The following is a 2526-nucleotide window of genomic DNA, read 5'->3' as shown; positions in this document are numbered from 1 at the left end:
CTTCAAATACATCCACTATCTTCCTTCCAAGGCGTAGCTTCTTGCAGCAGTACGCAATCTGCTCTTTCATGATTGACTACTCCTTCCCAGGAATAGATCATAGTCAAGTGCTTTGTTCTTAAGCTGAAGTTCCCGAACTGAGCAAGCAAGAAATAGCTATCTGAAAGGATTTCAGAGAAATGAAGTGGTTATTTCTGTCTACGTTTTCTGAGTTGTTTCAATCCGACGAGTTCAAGCGCTTTCCTCTGTACCTCGTTAGGAGTTGTTATTATCGTGAATGAAAGCATCTCCGGTACCGCAGGTACCCTGGCATCGTTACAGATAATCGTACTCATTTCAGATAGAAGAGTCTGAAAGCTGTGTACCGGTGTCCCGTCACTCAGCTTCTTCTTCCTCGTCTTCTCAAGTGCGCTTTTGGATCTAATAGCCTGTAGTACATGTTCTCTATCGGTATATTCGTCAGTGAAGATCAGGCTCTTCCATAACTCCCTCAAATGCCATTCAACATAATACGCTAGCATGCAGAGAAATATGTGAGCCCTCACTCTCTTCTCAAGCCAGTGGTGTATTGGCCGTATCTTCAGATCCACTCCCTTTAGCGTCCTGAATGCCCTCTCAACTCTGGATAGACTCTTGTAGCTGTACACCACTTCTTCTGCAGTCAACTTCTCTTTCTCTACACTGGTTCGGATTATATAAAATCCATCAAGAGAAGCTTCAAAGGCTATACTTTCTTCATTTCTCCTGTAATCGAACTTCCCATCCTCTATCTTGAAAATGAAATGCTTGGCCATCTTGTACCTGTTCTCTATCCTTCCCAGTGCCTGCCCTATCTTCCCCGCCTCTCTCAACCTTCCTGAAGCGATCCTTCTCAAGAGTTTGTTCAGGTTTTCTTCAGTCGCCCTGAGTAAGTCTTCTCTCGTTCTCCTTCTCTCTTCTGCAAGAAAGGGATTCCTGCAGACTATTAACCTCTCCCCAGGATAATCGGGTGAGTCTATCTCAAGAAGGTCTCTCTCGTCAAATAAGCTCAGCTGTAAATACCCATTTTCAAAGAGACTCTTAATTGTAGGCCCTCTAAAGGCACTAATCCAGTCAACTCCACCGAGAGCCTTCAATCTGTCTATCTGCCCCTGCGTTAACATCCCTCTGTCTCCGACCACGACGAACCTTTCTACTTTGAACTCTTCCTTTACCTTGTCTACCTGTTCCCCTATCGTTTTAGTGTCACTCGTACATCCCGGATATACCTGTATGGATATTGGTATACCTTTAGAATCCGTCATGAGTCCATAGACTATCTGTTTCTTTCCCTTCTTCTTGTCTCTGTTATAACCATAACTCGCAAGCTCACAATGACTCCCTTCATAGTAACTCGAAGAGACATCGTACAGAACAAGACTTCCTTCTCTTAAGTGTCTCTGCGCAAGTTTCCTTTCTATCGTCTCTTGCCTCTGGAGCAACCAGTCCAGAGCAGTATATAACTCATCTTCGTCCGCATCTTCCACTGAGAACTCTTCGGGAATAGTGGTATTATCCCACCAGCGTATTGTGGAAAGCTTCGTCTGAGGGTTTATTATCCTTGCAACTATCATCGCCTCTATTAGATCGCTTTCTCTACTCCTTCGAGAAGAAAGCAATTCGGAAATACCTAGATCCTCCATTACCTTACTTATAACCGCAACATTACCATGAGCTCTCGACCGAGTAATCTCAATTGCCTCTTCGGAAGGAAGAAAGACTCTCCCCTGGAGACTCTCTTTGACTAACTCTCTAGTAACTTCCGGCAATTCAGTAAGGTTGGCAATGGTTTGCTGTTTCACCTTACCATCTTCGCGATAGCTTCTTCTCAGAAGATAAGTGAAGTATTCTCTGTCCTTGTACTTACTCACAATCTTAGCTAAATAAAGGCCTTTAGGTTTGTTATTCATAACAGAATCATAGCACAAAGAAACGAGCGAAGTCAATTACGAATTGATCATTTACTGTCTACGCTTTCACAACATTATTGTGCCTTTTTTCTCTCTGGGAAAGAGTTTCATTAATTTCCTGTCGGGGAACTTCAGCTTAAATCGATATGCTCGCGTGTGTTCCGGATATGGATAGTTGGTCCCCAACAACAACTATTTTCGTTTATCATGGGAAGAATCATGAGCAATTCCACGAACCAAAAGAAGCTGTGGATAACAGACTGGACGATAACACACAGTCAGCAAGCTGCTTTTCGAGACAAAGACTATGATCTGAGCCGACTATTCGGAAAGGTAGGGCTGAATACTGACTGAGACAGCAGAACCATGGAGACTTATCACTGACGCTCTAGACTTGCATGTTGATCCATAGTTACGATTTTTCGGGACTTCAGGGTGGAAAAATCGTGATGGGAAAAGGTTGAAAGATCTGCGGCAATGCCTCGCTCATCCATTCGTTGAATTAGCGAACAAACGAGTTGTGCGAATCTTGAGCGAATCATTTATTTTCTTCCAACGACTTTGAGAGATGACTATGGCTAGATACACACTTGTTTTT

General features: G+C 43.4%; 1 protein-coding gene. It reads right to left on the bottom strand.

Features of this window, described 5'->3' with window-relative positions; all coding sequences use genetic code 11:
• Positions 1–188 precede the first annotated feature (188 nt).
• Complete coding sequence (locus ENN47_07220) at positions 189–1928, bottom strand: IS1634 family transposase (GenBank protein HDP77958.1); 1740 nt, start codon at positions 1926–1928, stop codon at positions 189–191.
• Positions 1929–2526 lie beyond the last annotated feature (598 nt).

The sequence above is a fragment of the Mesotoga infera genome (assembly GCA_011045915.1).
Taxonomy (GTDB): domain Bacteria; phylum Thermotogota; class Thermotogae; order Petrotogales; family Kosmotogaceae; genus Mesotoga; species Mesotoga infera_D.
The sequence above is the reverse complement of the archived record's forward strand: the minus strand, read 5'-3'. Positions and strand labels throughout refer to the sequence as shown.

Excerpts from the sequence above, each read along its gene's own strand:
- ENN47_07220 (HDP77958.1), bottom strand. The coding sequence starts at position 1,928 with ATGAATAACAAACCTAAAGGCCTTTATTTAGCTAAGATTGTGAGTAAG.